The sequence below is a fragment of the Catellatospora tritici genome, from assembly GCF_019083965.1.
GTDB classification, from domain to species: domain Bacteria; phylum Actinomycetota; class Actinomycetes; order Mycobacteriales; family Micromonosporaceae; genus Catellatospora; species Catellatospora tritici.
In genome coordinates this window covers 22,001-42,185 of record NZ_JAHRCY010000041.1, presented here as the reverse complement: position 1 = coordinate 42,185, position 20,185 = coordinate 22,001, and the positions used below count along the sequence as shown (strand labels likewise).

Below are 20,185 nucleotides of genomic sequence, written 5' to 3'. Positions count from 1 at the left end.
GCGGCTGGCGGCTGGCGGCTGGCGGCTGGCGGCTGGCGGCTGGCGGCTGGCGGCTGGCGGCTGGCGGCTGGCGGCTGGCGGCTGGCGGCTGGCGGCTGGCGGCTGGCGGCTGGCGGCTGGCGGCTGGCGGCCAACGATGATCGCCGTCTTCGGTCACTATCTCGGCTGTAGGACGCCCTTTTGACCGACGACAGCAATCATCGACCGGAACAGCCCCGAAGATCGCGACTACCGGTCAAAACACTGCACTGCCCGAGGGCCGAAACCCACTTTCCGACCGCAGACGCCGATCACTCCCGACAACAGACGACCAAGATCACCCCCTCCGGTCACAACACGGCGCGGCGTAGAGGCCGAAACCCATCTTCTGACCGCCATCGACGATCACTCGCAAGCACGGGCACCGAAGATCACGACCTACGGTCACATCACTACGCACCAAACCTGACCGAGCACTCCTCCTGACTCACGATCGTGATCACCCTCCAGTGCGACCGCAGCATGCACTCCGGAGGGCGCGCCGCATGACCGCGAGCCCGAAACCGATCTTGCGACTGGGATGAGGGGCCGTTCCCGCGAAGCCGCACCCACTGCGGCGAGGTGGCGGGCGTGCCGGATGCTGTTTGGGCATGAGTGGACGCCGCCTGAACACCCGCCCCTGGTCGCCCGAGAACCGCACCGGCGGGCCGGTCGACGACCTACTGGACGGAGTGCGGGCCCGCTTTCCCCGGCTGGTCGTCGAACGGCTCGTGCTGGCCCACGCCGGTGACGACGACAACGTGTACTTCCTCGGCGACGCGGAGCACTTCGACCGGGTCCAGGTCGACACCCACCCCGGCGGGAACGCGCCCTTCCTCGTGGAAGGCGGCAACTCCGCGCTCGTGGAAGGCGGCAACTCCGCGCTCGTGGAAGGCGGCAACTCCGCGCTCGTGGAAGGCGGCAACTCCGCGCTCGTGGAAGGCGGCAGGTCCGGGTGGATCGGCGAGGTCGGACCGGCGATCGACTTCGTCTGTACGCAGATCGAGCGGAGCTACCCGGCGGCCGGCTGAGGCTGCGGCCGCATGATGGCGATCGCGGGGAGCAGGCGGGGCGCACGGTTGGCGGCGACGTCCTCGACCCAGCCGAAGCAGAGCACGGCCAGGGCCGTCAGCGGGATGGTGACCAGCAGCGTGACCCAGGCGGAGTCGGTGAGCGCGGGAATCCCGGTTCGGTTGATCAGCCAGTGCCCGACAAAGATCATCGGGAACTGCCAGACGTAGAGGGTGACCGCGCGGGCGTTGAGCAGTGCGACAGCTCGGCGCAGCAGGTCCGGCAGGCGGTCGTACCAGGTCATGGAGGGACGCAGGCGCAGGACGACTAGGACCACCGCCGTGCCCCACAGCACCTGCGACAGCGGCGAGCCGTTCGAGCGCAGCGCCATCACGCCCAGGGCCGCCCCGATCGTGAACACCGCCGCCAGCGGCACCCGGTCGAGCACGCGCCGGTGCCGGGCGTATCCGAGCAGCCAGGCAGTGCCGTAGGCGGCAGTGGTCCAGATCACGTCGCCGACTGGGTTGGATGGCACGGTGAACGCGCTCGAGCAGGCCACCGCCAGCGCCAGCGGGGCGAGCAGCGTCGGCACGGGCCAGCGGCGCATCAGCCACCACAGCGCGGGTGCCATCAGCACGAACCAAAGGTAGGCGCGCAGATACCACAGCGTGACCACGAAGATCCCGCCCCAGGTGGAGGCGGGCGGATTGGCCAGCGGCAGCACCCACAGCAGCGGATCGAACCAGCGCATCGGCTGCTGCGGGTCGTGCAGCCACCCGTTCAGCAGCATCAGCGGCAGCGCCACCGCGCCCAGCGCCCACAGCGGCGGCAGCAGCCGACGCAGCCGCGAGCGGACCGTGCGCCCGCCGCCGCCGCGCTCCAGCGAGGCGGCGGTGAGGAAGCCGGCCAGGCCGAACATGAGCCACATGGACGGGAACAGCGCGGTCAACGCCCCGATCGGGATGGCGTGGTTGAGGAAGACCCGGACTATCGCGGCGGCACGCAGCGTGTCCACGTACGGGCTGCGGGCACGGGCCGTCGCCACCGGGGCAGCGACCGGTGCCGTACGTTCGATGATCGACATGAGGTGGGTGTTCACTCCGGTCAGTCACGGGCGGCGTGCCTTCAACCAGACCCGACTTCCCTCAAGAGAACCTCGACAAACCGCCCCGTGAACCTTTGCTGTGATCAACGCGACTGAAACTGCCGAGGAGGTGGCGATGACAGACGAACTGCTGGTGATCCGCTGCCGGCTTGGCGAACGTGACGCGCTGGCGCAGTTGGTGCGGCAGTGGCACGAACCCGTGCTGGCCTACGTGCGCCGCATGCTCGGCCCGGCGCACGCCGAGGACGTGGCCCAGGAGGTGTGGCTGGCCGTGCTGCGTGGACTGCCGAGACTGCGCCAGCCTGAACGGTTCACCCCGTGGCTGTTCACGATCGCGCGCCGGGTGGTCGTCAACCGGCTGCGGGCGGAGTACGCCCGGCCCGAGGTCCCCGGCGAGGCCGCCGATCGGGCCGTGCCCGACCACGGCGACCTGGTCGCCGACCGGGACGAGGTGGCGCGCCACCTCGGGGCGCTGCCGGCGCGCGAACGTGAGGTGCTGATCCTGTTCCACCTGGCGGACCTGCCGCTGGAGACCTGCGCCGAGATCTGCGGCGCACCGGTCGGCACGGTGAAGTCACGCCTGTCGCGGGCCCGCCGGATGGTGCGCGCGGCGATCGAAGCGGAAGGAGATGTTCGATGAACGCGGACGAGATGCTGGCGCGCCTGTCCCGTCCCCTGTCGCCGTGGCGGCGCCTGGCCACCGCGGTCGCCGCGATCGGCGGGTGCACCGGGGCGGCCGTGATCGGGGTGTTGTGGGCCACCGAGCCGGACCTGCCCGCCCGGACCCAGGTGGCGTTCGCCGGTCTGATCGCGGTCGGGCTGGCCTGGGCCGGCTACGGGGTGTGGGCGCTGACCCGGCGTACGCCCCTGTTCGCCCGCGACCGGGTCGTCGCGGGCTGGCTCGCCGTCGGCGCGACCGCGCTGCTCACCGTGCTCGCAACGGCGGTCGGCGTGCTGCGGCAGCGCGGCTGGCCGCTGCTGATCCTGTCGCTGACGCTGCTGGTGCTGGCGCTGGTGAACCTGCGTCGCGCGCAAACCGCCCGCGACGCCCTGCTACGCCGCAAACGGGAGCTGGACGGTTGAGCGCCGGTTCACGATTCGAGGGCGGTGAGGACCTTGGTCGCGAAAGCGGTCGTGGTGTCACCGAGACCCGTGGGCAGCTCACCCTTGATCGTGGGCGGTGACGGTACCGCATGGTTGGATCTTGATTGGTGCCCCGGTTCCGGAGCCCTCCCCGTGCCGCGGGAGGGCTCCGGCCGGTCGCGTCAGGACCTGGTCAGGCGGACCGTGATGCCGATGCCTTCGGTGGTGATCCGTGCCTGGCCGAACGCGCTGGCGGCCGCGAGCTGCGCGAACTTCTCCCGCGTGTACGCCCGCCGCCGCAGCCAGGTCAGCGTGCGCCGGGTCATGAACCCGTCGAAGCGGGACAGGTTCATCCGCTCGACCTCGGCCCGGATGTCGGCAGCGGTCGCCTCGCCCCACATGTCCTCGATGACCGCGCTGCCACCGGGGCGCAGCACGCGGTGCATCTCGTCGAGGGCCCGTACCGGCAGGGCGAAGTTCTTGAACGCCGCCTGGCACACGATCAGGTCGAACGACGCGTCGGGCAGCGGCATGGCGCTCGCGTCGCCCTGCTGGAACCGCACGTCGAGGCCCTGCCCACGGGCCCGGTCGGTGGCGAGTTCCACGAAGGTGTGGCTGATGTCCAGGCCGGTGACGCGGTGGCCGCGCCGGGCCAGCTCCAACGACAGGTAGCCGGGGCCGGGCGCCACTTCGAGCACGTCGACGTGCTCGGGCAGAGCCTCGGTGAGAACGGCCGCCTGGCGGCGGTATTCGGCCAGCTGGCTGTCGGTGCCGCGCAGTCGCGCGTACCAGCGGGCCTGGCGCCCTTCCATCTCGGGGATGAGCTTGCGGCGGCGCCGCTCGGGGGTGGTGGTCATGGCAGACCTTTCTGCGTACGGGGTCGGGTCAGACCCGAGGCAGGAAGGCCCGGCTATTCTTGCGAATGCCACTTCGTGGCCGGGTTTCCCTGCTCGGGATCGGTTGCGAGGGTTACGACCCCGGCCGCGGTGTTCCCGCACCTCGGCCGGGGTTCGCTGTCAGCGGGTCTCTTCCAGCAGCTGGGTCCATTCCGGCGGGTATCCGCCCGTCTCGTGGTAGGCGCGCCACTCGGCCACGCCCGGCAGGGTGCCCTCGGCGATCTCGCGTTGCAGCGAGCGCACCCACTCGGCCTCGGCCCGTCGCATGGCCAGGGCGTACTCGGCCTCGATCAGGAAGACGCGGGGCACCTCGGCCCGCATGCCGTCCAGGGCACGCGCCTCGGTGTCGATCTCGGCGTCAAGGCGCCGCAGGCGCTGGGCCAGCAGCTCGGCGACCTCGTCGGGCGGCAGCACACCGATCACCGACAGGGCCGCCTCCAGCCGCGGGAACTCGGGCTCGGGTGCGGCGACGAGTTCGCGCATCCAGTCGGTCAGCTCGGCCCGGCCCGGTTCGGTGATGGCGTACAGGGTGCGTTCGGGTCGGCGACCGGCGCGGTCGCTGCCGGTCGCCTCGATCAGGCCGTGACGCTCCAGGTTCTGGATGACCGTGTAGAGCGAACCCCACTTGATCTTCATGTCGCGCTCTTTGCCGGTGCGCCGCAGCACGTTCGCCATCTGGTACGGGTGCATCGGCACGCCCGGCCGCAGTAGCGCGAGCAGGGCGAGCGCCATCAGGTTGCCGACCTTGCGCCGCTTGGCCACTGCCCACCTCCGATACTCGTCGCCGAGTATACGCACGCGAACAAGAATGACCAGGGGCCGCCGAGGTCAGGAGAAGCGTTCGATGGTGACCGGGATCAGGCCCCGGTCACGCAGCAGCCGACGCAGCCGGTGCAGCAGCGCACCCAGCGCCGTCGGGTCCGGCTCCGGGTCGGGGCCGAGCAGCGCCGTCAGGTCGATGCTCCAGGCCATGCCGAACCCGATCCGGCGCAGCTCCCAGCTGAACTCGTGCGCCTCCACCGCCAGCGCACCCCGCCCCAGCACTCGGGGCTCGGCCGGATCGTCGACCGGCTGCAGCCATTCCCGGCACCAGAGATCGGCCATCCCGTGCTCGCCGAGGTCGCCCGCGAACAGGATCCGGTACACGCGGCGGTCGAAGAAACCGGTCGGCACCTGCGCCGGACCCAGCCGCAGCGGAGCCGAGCCGGGCCGTGGGTCGCGGTCGGTGAACCGCTCGCGCAGTCCGGATGCGAGCGGCAGTTCGGCGTCGGTCAGCCGCCGGAACGCCTCCTCGGCCCCGGAACGTGAGGCCGGGCGCACCACGGTGCGCACCCGGGCGTCGGCGCGCAGCGACCGACTGAAGCCCGCCGAGCTCCACCAGCCCTCACCCGTCGACCACACCGCACTGTCCACCCCGGCGGCGGCGAAGTCCTCGTGCAGGACGAACTCCTCGACCGCCACCCCGCACGGCGCCACCCCGCGCCACACGTCGTCAGGTTCGGCGAAGACCAGGTAGTAGTCGAGCTCGCAATCGGGCCCCGGGTCCACGTCGTACCCGACCGACCCGCGCGTACGCAGCCGCACCTCGGCATCCATGCCTGCATGATCTCGCACGGCGGGGCCGCGAGCGCTCAGCCACACCGACGCCATTGCAACACGTTGTAATTGTTAGATCACGGAAAGTAGGTGACGACCTCCTGCGCCTGGCTGTCATAGCCGCCGAGGAAACAGATCCGCCGGTAGTGCGCCAGCACCAGGCTGCCCGCACGGGCGTCGGCCTCGGTGTCGAACACCTGCAGGATGTGGTCGTGGTCCTTGACCCGCCAGCCGTCACCGTGACCCATGTCCTCGGCGACCAGATGGCCCGGCTCGTACTCCGAGCAGTTGTCCTGCTCGCCCTCGATCGCCGGGCGCTGGCCGGACGGGTCGCGCCAGTAGTCGAACACGAACGTGTCCCGGTCCTCCCGGCTGTTGCCCCGCCCGATGTAGCAGTGCCTGCGGTAGCGCTGGGCCAGCGACGATCCCTGGCGACCGGTCGGCTCGCCGGGGTCGCCGTGCAGGCGCAGGACCTGCGTCTGCCCGTCGGCCACCACGTACGCGCCGTCCTCATAGCGGAGCTGGAGGCGGGCCGGATCGTACGAGACGCAGTCCGCCGGACTCGGCCACCGACCCTCGGCCGGCGCCGCCGTCAGGCCAGGCGGGCCACTCGACCGCACCTGCGGCACGGCCTCGGGGGCCGCCGGGCCACCGCCGCAGCCGGGCAGGACAGTCAGCAGGGCCGTCAGCGCGACGACCGGCCAGATGCGCCTCATATCGGCACGGTATGTCGCTTTCGTCGACCGCCTCGGCAAGCCGGCCGTGTCGCGACGGAACAGCGCGGCACGGCCGGCCGATGAAGCGCCTGCGCGAACCCCCGGTCAGCCGTCGCGGCTCTGCTGCACCGCCAGCGCGCTGTACTCCACGCAGTTGTTGTTCACGGTCTCGCACACGTACATGCTGATGATGTCGTTGCCGACGACGTTGCCGAACGGATCCCAGTAGACCGGCGCACCGTTGAGGCCGCTGCCGTTGTGGGCGGTCTTCTGGGTGCCGTAGTTGAGCTGTGCGAAGCCCGTCACGCCCCGACCATCGGCGCAGTAGTCGTGGATGACGAAGAAGTCGTCGTTGTTCGAGCCCGTCGGCGGGTAGTACCCGGAGTCGACGAAGTTGAGCACGGCGCAGCCGTCCGGCGTACCGATCTGGAAGCTGTCGTCGATGGCCGCCGCGGCCGGACTGGCCACCAGCATCGTGGCCGCGGCCGCGGCGACGACCCCGAGCAGCGCCCGCCGGATCAGTCTCCTTTTGCGAAGCATTGTGCGACTCTCCTTTCAAGTCGGCTATCTGCTGACTTGAAGCTATTCCGAGCCGCAGCTGAAATCGACCAACGTGCGCTGTATCCGGTGTTCGGATTCTGGATCGGACGGTCAGCCTGCCGGTGCTTGACCGGTCCGCCGGCCGCGGTAGGGCCGCACCGTCCTTACCCCACGCGGTCTACACCTCACGTGGGCCGCCTGCCGCGCCTCGGTGTGCCCCAGTGTTCGCCGGCCGCACTGGCCACGACGCTGCCGAGGTGGCCCGTGGCGCCGATGACGGCGACCCTCATGCCGCTTCCTTCTTCCAGGTACGACCGACGAAGTCGGCGATCAGCGGTGCGATCTCGGGCAGGCGCTCCTCGAGCGCGAAATGGCCGGTGTCGAAGATGTGGATCTCGGCGTCGGGAAGGTCGCGCCGGTAGGCGTGCGCCCCGGGCTCGGGGAAGAACGCGTCGTTGCGGCCCCACAGGATGAGGGTTGGTGGGTGGTGCTCGGCCAGCCAGCGCTGCCAGACCGGATAGCGCGCGACGTTGCTGTGGTAGTCCAGCGCCAGCGCGACCTGCGCGTCCTTGCGGCCGGGCTGGTCGAGGAAGTGCTGGTCGAGGGTCCAGCCGTCGGGGGCGACGAGCGCGGGGTCGGCGGTGCCGCCCTCGTACTGGTCGCGGGTCACCGGCAGGACGAGGATCTCGCGCACCCGGTCCTCGGCGCCGTCGACGCCGGGCTGGTTCGCGATCATGGCGCGGGCCAGGTCGGACAGGCCCTCGTCGTAGGCGTTGGCGTTCTGGACGATGAGGCCCGCGATCGCGTCCGGGCGGCGGCCCGCCAGGCGCAGGCCGACCGGGCCGCCGAAGTCGAATGCGTACAGGACGAAGCGGTCGACGCCGACCGCATCCAGGAAGCCCTCGACCACGTCGGTCAGGCTCTCGAAGCTGTAGCTGAAGTCGTGCGGCACCTCGGTGTGCCCGAAGCCCGGATAGTCCGGGGCGATCAGCCGGTAGCGCGCGCCGAGCGCGTCGAGCAGGCGGCGGAACTGGTGTGAGCCCGACGGAAAGCCGTGCAGCAGTACGAGCACCGGTGCGTCCGGCGGCCCGGTTTCCCGGTAGAAGACACGGGCGTCGCCCACCTGCGCGAACCGGTGATACACGCGCGGGACCCCAGACACGATGAGCACCTCTTAACGAGAAGCGGTTTGCGTTAGCCTGGGCATCGTGACAGAGCCCGAACTCTTAATGCAAGACGGTTCCCGTTTAGCGGGCATGGTCCGGCCCGGCGGCCGCACTTCGCGCACCCGGGCCGCCGTCTTCGACGCGGCCATGGCCGAGCTGGCGGAGAAGGGCTTCGCGGGCACCGGCATGGAGAAGATCGCCGCCCGTGCCGGGGTGGCCACCTCCACCGTGTACCGGCGCTGGGGCAGCCTGACCGGCCTGCTGCAGGACCTCGTCGACGAGACCACCGTCGACGTGCCGCTGACCGACTCAGGTCCGCTCACCGCCGACCTGGCGCAACTCGCCCGCGTGATCCTCATCCTCAACCGGCACCCGGTGCACCGGCCCTGGATGGACGCGGTCGTCACCGCGGCGGTGCATGATCCGGCCGCGCGCCAGGTGCTGACTCGCACCATCACACGCCGCATCGAGGGGACCGCCCCGATCGTGGCGCGCGCCGCCGAGCGGGGCGAGGTGCCCGCCGACACGGACGCCGAGGAGGTCATCCGCATGGTCGCCGCGCCTTTCTACTACCGGATGTACATCAGCGGCGAGCCGATCACCGACGACCTGCCCGACCAGGTCGCCGCCGCCGTGGTCGCCGCCATCCAGGCCGGGACGCTGCGCCGTACGCCGTGACCCGGCAAATGCTTCGACAGCCGCCCGGTCGGCCGCTACCGTTCCACCTGGTCGAACGCGAAGGAGGACGGTCGGGTTGCGGGTACGCACACGGATCAGCACGGTACGGCTCGGCGGCACCGAATACCGGGTGGTCCGTCCGCTACGGCCACTGAACCGCGCGGTGCTGTACACCGAACCGCACGGCATCCCCACCGAGCCGCACAACCTGGCCATGTTCGTCGGCCGGACCGAGGCGGTCGTGCTCACCGCGCTGTGGGGCCTGGCCGTCTGCTCGCCGCGCTCCATCGTGTACATACCGATGCGCCACGCCACGCCACCGGCCGACATACCCCCCGGCCCCGTTCCGCTGGACCTGGTGCTGATGCACCACAGCCTGCAGTTGCCGGTGTCACGCTGGAAGGAGATCCGGGCCCGCCTCGACGCCGGGACCGCCCACCGCGCGACCGTTCCCCCGTACGCCCTGCACTCTCGCGACGACGGTGCGGCCACCCACACCTACCGCGATCCGCTGCGCGTCGACATCGCCGCGCACACCGTGTACCTGACCGGCAGCGCCACCGCGTTCCGCGACCCCGGCACCAGCCTGCTGGAGCTGACGCGTGAGGCGGGCGGATACCTCAAGAGCATCGACGGCCGCCACCACTACTGCGTCGAACTGGGCGATCACGACACCCACCCGTGGTTCAAACGCAGGCGCCGCTTCCCGACCCAGGTACACGTCCAGTACTGCCCGCGCTGGATCGCGGGCTGACGTTGCACCGATGATCTAGCGTGCGGCCATGCTGACATCGCTGGGCTCCGCGCGCACGCGGACGCTGGTCCTGTCCGGATTCGCCGCCATCGTGCTGCTGGCCGCGGGTGGCGGCGCATTGGCCGGCGCCACGGACCCGGCCGAGACGACCACCGCGAGCATCATCGACGGAAAGGTGGCATTCCAGGTTCCGCCCGGCTGGCAGTCCACCACGTGCATGGACGACCGGACCTGTGCTCACCTCTCCCCCGAGGGCAGCACCAACCCCGAGTACGGGGTGACCGTGACGCTGATGCCCGTCGACCCGGACGCCCCCGAGGGCGATCCGAGCATGATGCTGTTCGTCCTGCCCGAGCTGCCCGATCACGGGGACGACGGGGTCGAGCGGCGGACCGTCGACGGCTACCAGGCGGTCCGCGCGGTGGTGCCCGACGGCGGGCCCGTCCCGGGCTCGACCATGCTGATGGTGCTGCTCGACAAGGCTGGGACCAGGGTGTTCGTGATGTGCGAGGGAGAGGGCCTGGACCGCGAGTGCGACCAGGTGATGCGCTCGCTGACGATCACCTGGCCGTGACGGCGGCTACTCGAACGGGGTCGGGTCCCCGGCGCCGCGGCGCAGGATCTCCGGCTCGTCGCCGGACAGGTCGACCACGGTCGTCGGGCCGGTGGTGCAGTCACCGGAGTCCAGGACCGCGTCGACCTGGTGGTCGAGCCTCTCCTTGATCTCCCAGCCCTGCGTCATCGGCTCCTCCTCACCCGGCAGCAGCAGCGTGCTGGAGACCAGCGGCTCGCCGAGCTCGGCCAGCAGGGCCTGGGCCACCGGATGGTCGGGGATACGCACACCAATGGTCTGCTTCTTCGGGTGCTGCAGTCGCTTGGGCACCTCCCGCGTCGCCGGGAGGATGAACGTGTAGCTGCCGGGCGTGTTCGCCTTGAGCAGCCGGAACACCGAGTTGTCGATCTTCACGAACTGTCCCAGCTGCGCGAACTCGGCGCAGACCAGGGTGAAGTGGTGCCGGTCGTCAAGGTGGCGGATCTCGCGGATGCGGTCGAGTCCGTCCCTGTTGCCCAGCCGGCAGCCGAACGCGAAGCACGAGTCGGTCGGATACACGATGAGCCCGCCGCCGCGGACGATGTCGACCGCCTGCTTGATCGCGCGGGGCTGCGGGTTGTCCGGGTGCACGTCGAAGTACTTCGCCACGCTGCAGAGCCTAGCCCCCGGAGGCCCCGGCCCGGGCCCGCCGCCCGGCCGCGCACGGGTGCGAGATCGCGGCCGGGCGCCTGGCGGGTCTCAGACGGGCCGGGCCACCGGCCGCGCGTCGCCGACCGACCCGACCGGCGACGGCTCGGCGGGCACCGGGTGCTGGGTGAGCGGCTGGGCGCCGTAGAGCTCATCGGCCAGTTCGGTCTCCTGACTGGCCGGGTCGTCGGGGGTGCTCACCTTGCGCGGGCCGATCAGGCTCACCGCCGCGCCGATCACACCCATGGCGATGGCCAGCCAGAACACCACCACGAGCCCGTCATGGAAGGGTCCGGCGATCAGGTCGGGGAAGAACTGCCGGTCGGTGAGGGTCGCGGCGTTGCCCGCGGGCAGTTCGCTCAGCAGCTTCGGGCCGAGCAGCTCCTCGATCGGGTTGTAGCCGAGGAACGCGGCGAACAGGGTGCCGACCGGCGGCAGCTTCGCGATCGCGGTCGCCGAGGCGTCGGGCACGCCCTGGGCGGTCAGCCCAGCCCGCAGCGTGTCCGGCAGCGAGCTGGACAGACCCGCGACCATCAGCGAGAAGAACACGCCGATGGACAGCACCATGCCCGCGTTCATGAACGTGGCACGCATGCCGGAGGCGACGCCGCGCAGGTGCGCGGGCACCGCCGACATCACCTGGGCGGTGTTCGGGGCGGAGAACAGGCCGCCGCCGAGGCCGTTGAGGAAGACCAGTGCGGCGAAGACGCCGTAGTGGAAATTGGTGGGTACGAGCAGCAGCCCGGCGAAGGACGCCGCCATCACCAGCAGGCCGCCCGCCGCGAAGATGCGCGCGCCGAACCGGTCCGACAGCCAGCCCGACAGCGGTCCGGCCGCGAGGAAGCCGACCGTCAGCGGGAGCAGGTAGATGCCCGCCCACAGCGGCGTGGCCTCGTAGTCGTACCCGTGCAGCGGCAGCCAGATGCCCTGCAGCCAGATGATCAGCATGAACTGCAGGCCGCCCCGGGCGATCGCACCGAGCAGGCTGGCCGCGTTGCCGCCGGCGAAGGCCGGGTTGCGGAACAGGTGCAGCGGGAACATCGGCTCGGCGAGGCGCGACTCCACCACGCAGAACATGATCAGCAGCAGCACGCCGCCGACCAGACCGGCGACGATCCACGGGTTGGTCCAACCCATACTGTGCCCGCCGTAGGGCTGGATGCCGTACGAGATGGCGGCCAGCAGCGCGGTCAGCCCCGCCGCGAAGGTGATGTTGCCCCACCAGTCGATCTTTCCGGGGCGACGCACGCCGTTGTCCCGCAGCGACCGGTACGCCCACACCGTGCCCAGCACCGCGATCGGCACGTTCACCCAGAAGATCGAGCGCCAGTTCCACTCGGCCAGCACGCCGCCGAGGACCAGGCCGATGAACGAGCCCGCGATGCCCGCGACGATGTTGATGCCCAGCGCGGTGCCGCGCTGGCGGGCCGGGAACGCGTCGGTGATGATCGCGGCGGAGTTGGCCATCAGCATCGAGCCACCGATCGCCTGCACCACTCGCCAGCCGATCAGCCACATCGCGCCCGCACCGCCGGTGAACGGGTCGAGCGCCAGGATCACCGAGGTCACGGCGAAGATGGCGAAGCCGAGGTTGTAGATGCGGACTCGGCCGAAGATGTCGCCCAGGCGGCCCAGGGTCACCACCAGCACGGCCGTGACCAGCATGTAGCCCATCAGCATCCACAGCAGGTAGCCGACGTTGCCGGGCTGCAGCGGGTTGAGGCCGATGCCGTTGAAGATCGCCGGTAGGGAGATCAGCACGATCGAGGAGTTGATCGTGGCGAGCAGCATGCCGAGCGTGGTGTTGGACAGCGCGACCCACTTGTAGCGGTCTGCGGCGGTGCTCATGCGGGGTTCTCTCTTTCGAGGGGTGCTGCGGCGGGGCCGGACCCGCCGGGTGATGTCACTGCGGAATCAGGTCCGCGAGGCGGTTGAGCACGGGCAGCGCGGCGTCGACGGCGCGCCGGTCCGCTTCGGAAAGGGTGCCGAGGATCTCGTTGATGTGGTCGGCCCGGATCTGGCGGCGCCGTGACATCAGCTCACGTCCGGCCGCGGTGATCTCGACGAGCACCACCCGGCCGTCCTCCGGGTCGGCCGCGCGGGCGGCCAGGCCGTCGCGCTCGAGGCGGGACACCAGCTGCGTCATCGCGGGCTGGGTCACGCCCTCCTTGGCCGCCAGCTCGGTGAGCCGGTGCGGGCCCTCGCGATCCAGCCGCGCCAGTGTCGAGGCGGCGGTGAGGCTGAGACCTGGCGGACTGAGCCGCCGCAGCGCCGTGAACAACCGCTGCACCGTCGTCGCAAGATCAGCATGCCCAGCATCCACCACCAGGGAAGCTACCTCCACACCCCAGTTATATCACGTACTTATAGAAGTTACTTATACATCTCCGCGCGACCTCGCCACGGGTTGGCGCAGTTTCGGGGAAAGTGCTGCCATTGCGCCGCTTCTTGGTGCAGTTACGACAAAAGTGGACGAAAAGGCGTCACCGCGCAGGGCACGGCGGCCGATCAGTCCAGGTGGAGCTTGGCGGCGAGGATGTCCACGGGCGTGATCGTGGGCGGCTCGGCGAACAGCTCCTCCGCGCGGGCGAGCAAGCCGTCGCGGACCTTGCCGTGGAAGTGGATGTCGCGACCCTCCTCGTCGTGGAAGGTGTCGTAGATGAAGAAGCTGGTCGGACCGACGCGGTTGGCGAACCAGGTGATGGTGCGCGGCTCGGCCTCCACCAGCGCCTGGGCGTCGCGCAGAAACTGCGCCACCTCCTCGGCCTTCTCCGGCTTGGCCTCCATGCGGACGTAGAATCCGTACTTGACCATGTGACCCACCTCCGCTGCCACCGTCCCACGGACAGACCTCGCGAGCAGGGAAAACGGATCAGCGGACCGTCGCCGCATACAGTCCGGGGCCCGGGACACCAGTCAGCTCCGACGGGTCGACGCTCCAGCGGGCGGCCACCGCCATCACGTCGTCCTCGCTCGGCGTGGTCGCATGCCACCGCTCCCACTCGGAGTCGCCCCAGTCGGCACAGTCCTCGGACAGAGGAAGCAGACCCTTGCCCAACTCGCACTCGACCGGGGTCGGCTCACCCACGAACAGCGGCACCTCACCGCGGTCGCCCACGTAGCAGTAGCCGCGTTCGAGCGCACCCCCGCGCGCCAGCACCCAGGCGTGGTATTCGACGACGCGGTGGGTGCCGAAGAACTGCACCTCACCGAACTGCTCGCTCAGCTCCTCCAGCCGAGCGGCGAAGCCCTGATCCCCGGGGTCGGGCACGGTGAGGTGCCGACCGTGGGCCAGCACCCAGCCGTGGACCGGCGGGGTCACATAGACGCCCTGCGCGTACGCCGCGTCCGCGCCCTCGTCCCAGCCCATGGGCACCGGGTCCACCAGTCCGAGCGCTCGCGACACGGCGTCGACTTCGCCGTCACGTACGGCGATCCACTGCGTCTTGTAACCGAAACCCATCTCGGCCTCTCAAAAACTCAGGACATATGTACTAGTTGGCAACGGCATCGCAACCACCTACAGACCGTATGCTGCACCGGTTCGGCCACACCCCCGAAGGAGTCGGCATGGCCACTGAAACCACCAACGGCGGCGGCACGAACGCGGCCGGTGGACCCCCACCGCCCCCGGTACTCAAACACAGCCCCTGGCTGGTGCTGCTCGCACTGTGCCTGGGCTTCTTCATGATCCTGCTCGACACCACGATCGTGAACATCGCGATCCCCGACATCATCGACAAGCTCGGCGCCTCGCTGGACCAGATCCTCTGGATCCTGAACGCGTACATCCTGGTCTACGCCGTGCTGCTGATCACCGCGGGACGCCTGGGCGACCTGTTCGGACCCAAGAAGCTGTTCCTGGTCGGTCTGGTCATCTTCACCCTCGCCTCGGTGGCGTGCGCGTTCGCGCAGGACCCGACCCAGCTGATCGTCTTCCGGATCGTGCAGGGTCTGGGCGGTGCGCTACTGACTCCGCAGACCCTGTCGGTGATCACCACGATCTTCCCGGCCGACAAGCGCGGTGCCGCCTTCGGCATCTGGGGCGCGGTCGCCGGTGTCGCCACCGTCGCGGGTCCGACCCTCGGCGGCTGGCTGGTGACCGACTACGGCTGGACCTGGATCTTCCTGGTGAACCTGCCGGTGGGCATCATCGCGCTGGTACTGGCCTGGATCGTCATGCCCGACCTGCGGCTCAACCGCCGCCACCAGCTCGACATCCTCGGCACCGTGCTGGTCACCATCGGCCTGTTCCTGCTGTGCTACGGCCTCATCGAGGGCCAGCCGCACAACTGGGGCAAGGCGTGGGGCCCGGTCACCATCCCGCAGATCCTCATCGGGGCCGCGGTCGTGCTGGGACTGTTCATGTTCCAGCAGTACAAGCAGCGCGACGGTGAGCCCCTGATCCCGTTCAGCATCTTCGCCGACCGCAACTTCTCCCTCATGAACTGGGTCGTCGCCGCGATCTCGTTCGGCATGCTCGGCCTGTTCTTCCCACTGGTCATCTACCTGCAGAACGTGCTGGACCTGAGCGCCTTCCAGGCGGGTCTGACCACGGCGCCGATGTCGCTGGTGTCGATGTTCGTCGCGCCGGTCGCCGGGCGCCTGGCCGACAAGATGGGCGGCAAGTTCATCCTGTTCGGCGGCCTCACACTGTGGGTCGGCGGCCTCACGCTGGTCGTCGCCTCGGCGCAGATCGACTCTAGCCGGGCCGACCTCATTCCGGGTCTGCTCATCGCCGGTGTCGGCCTGGGCTGCACGTTCGCGCCACTGCAGACCATCGCGATGCGCAACATCGCCCCGCAGGTCGCCGGTGCCGCATCCGGCTTCATCAACACCACCCGCCAGCTCGGTGCGGTCATCGGTTCGGCCGCCGTCGGGGCGCTGCTGCAGAGCCGTCTGTCCGATCTGCTGATCGACAGGGCGACGGCGAACGCGGGCGCGCTGCCGGAGGCGTTCCGGGCCCGGTTCGTGGCCAAGTTCGCCGAGATGGCCTCGCGCGGGCTGGAGCTGGGCGGGGGTGGCGCCTCCACGCCCCCGGGCACTCCGCCCGAGGTCACCGAGCTGGTGACGAAGACGTTCCACGAGGCGTACGTCCCAGCGATGAAGTCGACCATGCTGCTTCCGCTGGTCGTGCTCACGGTCGCCACGCTGTCGGTGCTGCTGGTGAAGCGTCGTCGGCAGACCGTCGCGGTGCCGGGCCAGGCGCAGCCGACGGACACCCCGGCGAGCGTCGAGGTCTGAGCAGGGCATCACCCGATGACGGCCGCCGCACCTTTTCGGTGCGGCGGCCGTCGTCAGATCAGGCGGTCGCGGCCGGGGACATGTCCGGGCGGTAGACGGCCCAGCCGCCGGTGCCCGCGCGTTTGGCCTCGTACATGGCCAGGTCGGCACGGCTGACGAGTTCCTCGGGCTCCATCGGGTCGGTCTCGCTCAGCGCGATGCCGATGCTCACCGCCACCCGCAGCCGCTGCCGCGCCACCCGGACCGGCGTGGCCATCGCGGCGATGATCCGACCGGCCACCACCATCGCGTCGGTCAGTCCGTCGACCTGGTGCAGCAGCACCGCGAACTCGTCACCGCCGAACCTCGACGCGGTGTCGCCGCTGCGCAGCTGCGCGGCGATCCGGTCGGCGGTCACCGTCAGCAGCTGGTCGCCCGCGGCGTGCCCCAGCGTGTCGTTGATCTCCTTGAACCGGTCCAGGTCCAGGAACAGCACGGCCAGCGGCTCCTGGTCGGCCATGCGCCGGCTCAGTTGCTCCATGAACAGGCGACGGCTGGCCAGGCCGGTCAGCGGGTCGAGATGGGCCTGCTGCATGCGTACGACCATGTTGGCGTCGGTGAGCGCCAGACTGACGTTCTCGGCGAACGCGCCCAGGGTCTGCTCGTCGGCGGGGCTGTACGCGCGGTCCGGGTCGCACGAGGCCACCAGCAGCGCACCGGTGACCGTGCCGCTGTCGTGCACGGGGGCGGCCAGTGACGCGTAGACGGGGTCGAGCCCGAGGCGGCCCAGCGCCGGATCGGCCTCGGCCACACCATGGCTGACCACGACCTGATCGGCCTTGATGGCCTCACCGCCGGTGCCCGCCTCGTCCAGGCCGACGGTCGGCTGCTCGTCGAGGTCGATGAGTGTCCCCACGGCCGACACCAGCCGGGCACGGCCGGAGTCCGCCTCGTCGCGCAGCCACAGCAGCCCGACCTCGTCGCCGAGCAGGTCGCTGGCGGCCGCCGTGACCCGGTCGAGGATGCGCTGCAGCTCGTCGCGGCGCGAGATGGCCCGCTGGATGGCGAACAGGTGCGTCAGCAACCGCTGCTGCTCCTCCAGTGACTCGCGGATCGAGTGCTCGGCGGCGAGCGTACGCAGCATGGTCAGGGTCAGTTCGAGCACGCGGGCCATGCCGCGGACCAGGTTGCGCTCCTCGATGGCGAACCCCTCACCCCAGCGCGCCAGCACCAGCTGTCCCGGGCGGCTGCCCGCCCACGAGGCCGACACGGCCGGGCAGCGCCCGAGACCGGGCACGTCCAGGTCGGCGCGTTGCTGGGCGCCGACCGCGACGATGTCCTCATGCGGTACGGCGTCCGGCGGGAACCCGATCGAGGCGGCCACCTTGCCGTCGAAGACGATGGCGGCGACCTCCGCCTCCAGCGCCTGCGCGGACCGCTCGACGCCGTGCTGCACCGCGGTCGGCTCGTCGGGCGAGGACGACACCACCGCCAGCAGCTCCACGAGCTGCTGGATGTAGAGCGACTCCGCCAGGGGCATGTCAGCTCAGGGCCAGCACGACGAGCGTCTGGTTGTGGAAGCCGTCGATGCCGTGGTTGCGGGCGATCTCGCCGTACGTGTAGAAGCCCGCGTACGGCAGCGAACCGGCCCATTTCTGCAGCCGCTCGCCCTCCCGCCGGATGCCCTCGTCGCCGAGCGCCGCGCGCAGGGCCGCGCAGCTGAGGGTGAGCATGCCGATCGGCTCGTGCCCGCCCAGGCGGCCCAGCGCGTCGACGCAGGCGGCGTCGGTCGCCTCCAGGATGGACTGCTCGTCGCCGGTCATCACCCAGGTGAGGCCGCCGGGGTCGATGGCGCCGCCGCCGCCGATGGACCTGCCCTCGAGGTCGACCTCGGTGGACAGGTTGCGGGCCTCGACGCCGCTGCGCCGCTGCACGCCCAGCGGCCGGGGCAGCGCGAACGCGGTGAACGCGGCCGGGTCGGTGTACACCTCCGGCGGTGCGCCGAGGCGCTCCAGGTACACGTCGAGGGCGGGTCGGTCGTCGAGGCTGAGCACGCGGCCGTTCTCGGTCCGCGTGACCATCATCGGCTGCCCGACGGTCTGGTAGCCGTGCCGGACGCCGACGGCGAGCGGTGCCTCGGAGGCGATGGCCGCGCCGACCACGGCGTCGGTGAGCACCTCGCCGTCATGGAACAGGTAGGCGCCGCTCATGCGCCAGCCGTCGGCGGCCGCTCCGCCGAACAGCGGCACCCCCGCCCCGAGCGCCCGGTAGCAGCCGCGCACGATGCTCTCCTGGTCGCGGACCAGCCCGTCGGTGAGCAGCATCAGCACCTTGTGCGGCAGGTCCACCCGGCCGACGCAGTCGGCGACCTCGTACCCGGCGTCACCCTGCCGGCCGGCCACGCCGGTCGCGACGCAGGTCTCCACCTGGAAGCCGGGGCCGCCGAGGGCCGCGACGGTGATGGTGCCGTCGGCAGGGCCACCCGGGCCGATCTCGCCGTGGGTGGTGCAGCCGATCACGGTGACGCCGGGTGCGGCCTCGGCCAGCCCCGCCAGCACCGCCGGGGCCTCGTGGTTGATGGCCGCGAACACGATCAGCAGCTTGGTGTCGGCGCCGGTCTGCGCGGCGTGGGCGGCGGCCGTGGCGGCCGCCCGCGAGTCGGTCAGGGTGCTGCGTCCCACGCCCATCCAACGCCGGGCTGGGCTGGCGGTATCGGACTCCTGCACGGCGGCACCTCCCGGGCGTAGCGAACACCCCGGTCCATGGCCAGGCCAGGGCATAGATATCTCCATAACTACGCTACTGCCTGGGCGTATTTCGTAAAACGGAAATAACGTACGTTTTCACAGGTAGGTCTCAGCAACGTCGACGGCCTGCTCGTGCGCTTTCGGGGGAACTGCAGGAATCTGGGCCCGCATTCGTGCACCTTCCCCGAAAGTGCACGAATGCACGCGCCGAGCGGCGCGCGGAGCGGCGGTTGCCCGGGTCAGCGGCGCAGGGCGGCGGCCGCGACCGAGCCGAGCAGCCGGGCGGTGAGCAGGCCGTCGCCAAGGCCCAGGCCGACGAAGCCGTCGAACACGCGCTGGTCACGGGCTGCCGCCCGGATACCCGCGTCGACCACGCGCGGGGACGCGGTGGCCCGCGCGATCAGCCCGGTGTGCCGCAGGTGCCGCCCCATCCGCCCGCGCAGCGCCCGCGTGTACGCCGCCGCCGCGTGCTCGCCGTGCCGGGCCGCGGCCCCGGCGAGCGCCCCGGACAGCACCGCGTAGAAGATCCCCTCCCCGGTGAACGGGTTGACCAGCGACAGCGCGTCCCCGGCCAGCAGGACCCGACCGTGGCCGGGCACCGGGCGCCACGTCGACAGGGGCAGGTGGTGGGCGCGCAGCGCGGTCACCGTGGCGGGGTAGGTGTCGCCGAGCAGTTCGTGCATCCGACCGATCAGGTGTTCGCGCGACAGCGGGGCGGCGCCGGTCAGCTCGCCGTAGCCGACGTTGCGGCGGCCGTCGCCGATCGGGAATGACCACGCGTACGCGGGCCAGCGCCGCCCGGTCATCACGATGCGCTGCTCGGCGGCGTGCCCGGCGGCCGGGGCATAGCCGCGCAGCGCGACAGCGAGGTGCCCGTGCGGGTTGCGGGGCACGCCGAGCGCCCGGCGCACCACCGAGTTGGCGCCATCGGCGCCGATCACGACGCGGGCGGCGATCCCGTCGCCGAGCTCGACCCCGTCGGGTCGCGCCACGACCGTGCGCACCGCGTGCCGGGTCAGCTCGGCACCCGCCTCGACCGCCGCGCGCACGAGCCGGGCGTCGAACACCTCGCGCGGGATGGTGTACGCGGGTTCCGGCAGCGGCCGGGCCGCCTCGGCGCCACCGGGCGCGGTCAGCCGCAGCGAGCGGATCGGCGCGTAGCCCTCGGCCACCCCGCGGACGCCGAGCCCGGCCAGGACGTCCAGACCCTGCTTGGCGATGCCGTCGCCACAGGTCTTGTCCCGGGGGAAGTCCTCGCGGTCCAGCAGCAGCACCCGCGCCCCGGCGGTGGCGGCGGCGACGGCGGCCGCCGATCCGGCCGGGCCGGCGCCCACGATCGCGACGTCGTACACCCGGCCAGCATCGGACATCGGCGTTGCCCGCGCCACCCGAGCGAGGTTACGGCTCGTTGA

23 protein-coding genes are annotated in these 20,185 nt (G+C 70.9%); 8 read left to right on the top strand and 15 right to left on the bottom strand.

What is annotated here, in order from left to right; all coding sequences use genetic code 11:
• Together KUA19_RS41500 and KUA19_RS41495 are read left to right on the top strand one after the other, a co-directional pair.
• The coding region (locus KUA19_RS41500; protein WP_217405430.1) for a hypothetical protein at positions 1-184 on the top strand (184 nt) is incomplete at its 5' end.
• Between the two features lie 445 nt (positions 185-629).
• On the top strand, positions 630-1,049 hold the full coding sequence (locus KUA19_RS41495) for a hypothetical protein (protein WP_217405428.1): 420 nt from the start codon (positions 630-632) through the stop codon (positions 1,047-1,049).
• Here KUA19_RS41495 and KUA19_RS41490 read toward each other — a convergent pair.
• The gene (locus KUA19_RS41490) at positions 1,031-2,113 is read right to left on the bottom strand and encodes an acyltransferase family protein (RefSeq protein ID WP_217405427.1); all 1,083 of its coding nucleotides are present in this window, start codon (positions 2,111-2,113) and stop codon (positions 1,031-1,033) included. The two genes, KUA19_RS41495 and KUA19_RS41490, sit on opposite strands and share 19 nt — an antisense overlap.
• Positions 2,114-2,249: 136 nt before the next feature.
• Here KUA19_RS41490 and KUA19_RS41485 point away from each other — a divergent pair, with 136 nt between their 5' ends.
• Entirely contained in the window at positions 2,250-2,774 is a 525-nt protein-coding gene (locus KUA19_RS41485; RefSeq protein ID WP_217405425.1) for an RNA polymerase sigma factor, read from the top strand.
• A complete protein-coding gene (locus KUA19_RS41480) occupies positions 2,771-3,217 on the top strand; it encodes a hypothetical protein (protein WP_217405423.1) in 447 nt (148 codons plus the stop codon). The genes KUA19_RS41485 and KUA19_RS41480 overlap by 4 nt, the downstream gene beginning before the upstream one ends.
• A gap of 182 nt (positions 3,218-3,399) precedes the next feature.
• On the opposite strand, the gene KUA19_RS41475 is transcribed toward KUA19_RS41480, so the two are convergent.
• The 6 genes from KUA19_RS41475 to KUA19_RS41450 form a co-directional block, all read right to left on the bottom strand.
• Positions 3,400-4,074: a class I SAM-dependent methyltransferase gene (locus KUA19_RS41475; RefSeq protein WP_217405421.1), complete on the bottom strand. Its 675-nt coding sequence runs from the start codon at positions 4,072-4,074 to the stop codon at positions 3,400-3,402.
• A gap of 159 nt (positions 4,075-4,233) precedes the next feature.
• Positions 4,234-4,911 (bottom strand): PadR family transcriptional regulator, encoded by a 678-nt coding sequence (locus KUA19_RS41470; protein ID WP_308167947.1) that lies wholly within the window; start codon positions 4,909-4,911, stop codon positions 4,234-4,236.
• 30 nt (positions 4,912-4,941) lie between these two features.
• Complete coding sequence (locus tag KUA19_RS41465; protein ID WP_217405419.1) at positions 4,942-5,709, bottom strand: hypothetical protein; 768 nt, start codon at positions 5,707-5,709, stop codon at positions 4,942-4,944.
• A gap of 77 nt (positions 5,710-5,786) precedes the next feature.
• Complete coding sequence (locus KUA19_RS41460; RefSeq protein ID WP_217405417.1) at positions 5,787-6,425, bottom strand: hypothetical protein; 639 nt, start codon at positions 6,423-6,425, stop codon at positions 5,787-5,789.
• 105 nt (positions 6,426-6,530) lie between these two features.
• A complete protein-coding gene (locus KUA19_RS41455) occupies positions 6,531-6,965 on the bottom strand; it encodes a hypothetical protein (RefSeq protein WP_217405415.1) in 435 nt (144 codons plus the stop codon).
• Positions 6,966-7,251: 286 nt separating this feature from the next.
• Positions 7,252-8,127, bottom strand: a complete 876-nt coding sequence (locus KUA19_RS41450) for an alpha/beta fold hydrolase (RefSeq protein ID WP_308167946.1) — start codon at positions 8,125-8,127, stop codon at positions 7,252-7,254.
• A gap of 94 nt (positions 8,128-8,221) precedes the next feature.
• On the opposite strand from KUA19_RS41450, the gene KUA19_RS41445 reads away from it, so the two are divergent.
• The 3 genes from KUA19_RS41445 to KUA19_RS41435 all read left to right on the top strand — a co-directional run bounded on the left by KUA19_RS41445 (position 8,222) and on the right by KUA19_RS41435 (position 10,137).
• A complete protein-coding gene (locus KUA19_RS41445) occupies positions 8,222-8,809 on the top strand; it encodes a TetR/AcrR family transcriptional regulator (RefSeq protein WP_217405414.1) in 588 nt (195 codons plus the stop codon).
• A gap of 76 nt (positions 8,810-8,885) precedes the next feature.
• The gene (locus KUA19_RS41440) at positions 8,886-9,563 is read left to right on the top strand and encodes a hypothetical protein (protein WP_217405412.1); all 678 of its coding nucleotides are present in this window, start codon (positions 8,886-8,888) and stop codon (positions 9,561-9,563) included.
• A 28-nt stretch (positions 9,564-9,591) separates the two neighbouring features.
• Positions 9,592-10,137: a hypothetical protein gene (locus KUA19_RS41435; protein ID WP_217405410.1), complete on the top strand. Its 546-nt coding sequence runs from the start codon at positions 9,592-9,594 to the stop codon at positions 10,135-10,137.
• A 6-nt stretch (positions 10,138-10,143) separates the two neighbouring features.
• On the opposite strand, the gene KUA19_RS41430 is transcribed toward KUA19_RS41435, so the two are convergent.
• From KUA19_RS41430 to KUA19_RS41410, 5 genes are all read right to left on the bottom strand, one after another.
• Complete coding sequence (locus KUA19_RS41430) at positions 10,144-10,764, bottom strand: L-threonylcarbamoyladenylate synthase (RefSeq protein ID WP_217405408.1); 621 nt, start codon at positions 10,762-10,764, stop codon at positions 10,144-10,146.
• 90 nt (positions 10,765-10,854) lie between these two features.
• Positions 10,855-12,651: an MFS transporter gene (locus KUA19_RS41425; protein ID WP_217405406.1), complete on the bottom strand. Its 1,797-nt coding sequence runs from the start codon at positions 12,649-12,651 to the stop codon at positions 10,855-10,857.
• A gap of 55 nt (positions 12,652-12,706) precedes the next feature.
• Positions 12,707-13,147, bottom strand: a complete 441-nt coding sequence (locus KUA19_RS41420) for a MarR family winged helix-turn-helix transcriptional regulator (RefSeq protein WP_308167945.1) — start codon at positions 13,145-13,147, stop codon at positions 12,707-12,709.
• A gap of 164 nt (positions 13,148-13,311) precedes the next feature.
• Complete coding sequence (locus tag KUA19_RS41415; RefSeq protein ID WP_217405404.1) at positions 13,312-13,617, bottom strand: putative quinol monooxygenase; 306 nt, start codon at positions 13,615-13,617, stop codon at positions 13,312-13,314.
• 58 nt (positions 13,618-13,675) lie between these two features.
• Positions 13,676-14,266: a hypothetical protein gene (locus tag KUA19_RS41410; RefSeq protein WP_217405403.1), complete on the bottom strand. Its 591-nt coding sequence runs from the start codon at positions 14,264-14,266 to the stop codon at positions 13,676-13,678.
• Between the two features lie 107 nt (positions 14,267-14,373).
• On the opposite strand from KUA19_RS41410, the gene KUA19_RS41405 reads away from it, so the two are divergent.
• Positions 14,374-16,047, top strand: a complete 1,674-nt coding sequence (locus tag KUA19_RS41405; RefSeq protein WP_217405401.1) for a DHA2 family efflux MFS transporter permease subunit — start codon at positions 14,374-14,376, stop codon at positions 16,045-16,047.
• A gap of 58 nt (positions 16,048-16,105) precedes the next feature.
• Here the strand turns inward: KUA19_RS41405 and KUA19_RS41400 are convergent, their stop codons facing one another.
• The 3 genes from KUA19_RS41400 to KUA19_RS41390 all read right to left on the bottom strand — a co-directional run bounded on the left by KUA19_RS41400 (position 16,106) and on the right by KUA19_RS41390 (position 20,143).
• Entirely contained in the window at positions 16,106-17,566 is a 1,461-nt protein-coding gene (locus tag KUA19_RS41400; protein WP_217405399.1) for a sensor domain-containing diguanylate cyclase, read from the bottom strand.
• A gap of 1 nt (position 17,567) precedes the next feature.
• A complete protein-coding gene (locus KUA19_RS41395; protein ID WP_217405397.1) occupies positions 17,568-18,752 on the bottom strand; it encodes an FIST signal transduction protein in 1,185 nt (394 codons plus the stop codon).
• Between the two features lie 260 nt (positions 18,753-19,012).
• Positions 19,013-20,143 (bottom strand): NAD(P)/FAD-dependent oxidoreductase, encoded by a 1,131-nt coding sequence (locus KUA19_RS41390; RefSeq protein WP_217405395.1) that lies wholly within the window; start codon positions 20,141-20,143, stop codon positions 19,013-19,015.
• Positions 20,144-20,185: the final 42 nt, after the last annotated feature.

Excerpts from the sequence above, each read along its gene's own strand:
- KUA19_RS41455 (WP_217405415.1), bottom strand. The coding sequence starts at position 6,965 with ATGCTTCGCAAAAGGAGACTGATCCGGCGGGCGCTGCTCGGGGTCGTC.
- KUA19_RS41460 (WP_217405417.1), bottom strand. The coding sequence starts at position 6,425 with ATGAGGCGCATCTGGCCGGTCGTCGCGCTGACGGCCCTGCTGACTGTC.
- KUA19_RS41495 (WP_217405428.1), top strand. The coding sequence starts at position 630 with ATGAGTGGACGCCGCCTGAACACCCGCCCCTGGTCGCCCGAGAACCGC.
- KUA19_RS41410 (WP_217405403.1), bottom strand. The coding sequence starts at position 14,266 with ATGGGTTTCGGTTACAAGACGCAGTGGATCGCCGTACGTGACGGCGAA.
- KUA19_RS41415 (WP_217405404.1), bottom strand. The coding sequence starts at position 13,617 with ATGGTCAAGTACGGATTCTACGTCCGCATGGAGGCCAAGCCGGAGAAG.
- KUA19_RS41485 (WP_217405425.1), top strand. The coding sequence starts at position 2,250 with ATGACAGACGAACTGCTGGTGATCCGCTGCCGGCTTGGCGAACGTGAC.
- KUA19_RS41475 (WP_217405421.1), bottom strand. The coding sequence starts at position 4,074 with ATGACCACCACCCCCGAGCGGCGCCGCCGCAAGCTCATCCCCGAGATG.
- KUA19_RS41400 (WP_217405399.1), bottom strand. The coding sequence starts at position 17,566 with ATGCCCCTGGCGGAGTCGCTCTACATCCAGCAGCTCGTGGAGCTGCTG.
- KUA19_RS41465 (WP_217405419.1), bottom strand. The coding sequence starts at position 5,709 with ATGGATGCCGAGGTGCGGCTGCGTACGCGCGGGTCGGTCGGGTACGAC.
- KUA19_RS41435 (WP_217405410.1), top strand. The coding sequence starts at position 9,592 with ATGCTGACATCGCTGGGCTCCGCGCGCACGCGGACGCTGGTCCTGTCC.
- KUA19_RS41425 (WP_217405406.1), bottom strand. The coding sequence starts at position 12,651 with ATGAGCACCGCCGCAGACCGCTACAAGTGGGTCGCGCTGTCCAACACC.
- KUA19_RS41390 (WP_217405395.1), bottom strand. The coding sequence starts at position 20,143 with ATGTCCGATGCTGGCCGGGTGTACGACGTCGCGATCGTGGGCGCCGGC.
- KUA19_RS41490 (WP_217405427.1), bottom strand. The coding sequence starts at position 2,113 with ATGTCGATCATCGAACGTACGGCACCGGTCGCTGCCCCGGTGGCGACG.
- KUA19_RS41445 (WP_217405414.1), top strand. The coding sequence starts at position 8,222 with ATGGTCCGGCCCGGCGGCCGCACTTCGCGCACCCGGGCCGCCGTCTTC.
- KUA19_RS41405 (WP_217405401.1), top strand. The coding sequence starts at position 14,374 with ATGGCCACTGAAACCACCAACGGCGGCGGCACGAACGCGGCCGGTGGA.
- KUA19_RS41480 (WP_217405423.1), top strand. The coding sequence starts at position 2,771 with ATGAACGCGGACGAGATGCTGGCGCGCCTGTCCCGTCCCCTGTCGCCG.